Here is a 513-nt window from a genome sequence, read left to right as displayed (position 1 = left end):
TTAATACTTCCTCTAAACTTCTAGCAGAATATTGGGTGTTTTTTTCTTGTCCTTCAAAAAGATAAGTTTTTGGACTATATTCTTTATAATATCTCCTTAATAAATCTAATATTTTTGCAGACAATGGTGTAATTCTATCTTTCTTACCCTTTGATTGTCTTATGATTACAATATTTCGTTTAGAATCAATATCAGAAAACTTTAAATTCAATAGCTCACTGCGGCGCAATCCACAACTATAAATCATCGAAAGCATAGCTTTATGCTTTAAATTGCTATGGGCATCAAGTATTTTTTTTACTTCTTCTTTGCTTAACACATTAGGCAAAACCTTGGCTCGTTTTGGACGATGTATTTTTTCAACTTCAATCATAGTGTCTTTAATTGTTTTGAAATAAAGTTTAACTGCATTAACCACTTGATTTTGATAGGAAGAAGATAGTTTATTTTTTAAAATATAATCATTGTTGTAACGAATAATATCCTCATTTGTAATCAAATTGATACTTTTTG

At 28.1% G+C, this 513-nt stretch carries 1 protein-coding gene; it reads right to left on the bottom strand.

Going from position 1 to position 513, the window contains the following annotated elements:
* Positions 1-499: tyrosine-type recombinase/integrase (locus G6042_RS14725; RefSeq protein ID WP_235933147.1), on the bottom strand; the 499-nt coding region annotated here is incomplete at its 3' end.
* Between the last annotated feature and the right edge of the window lie 14 nt (positions 500-513).

Source organism: Flavobacterium solisilvae (genome assembly GCF_012911605.1).
GTDB classification, from domain to species: domain Bacteria; phylum Bacteroidota; class Bacteroidia; order Flavobacteriales; family Flavobacteriaceae; genus Flavobacterium; species Flavobacterium solisilvae.
This window is presented reverse-complemented; position numbering and strand designations above follow the sequence as displayed.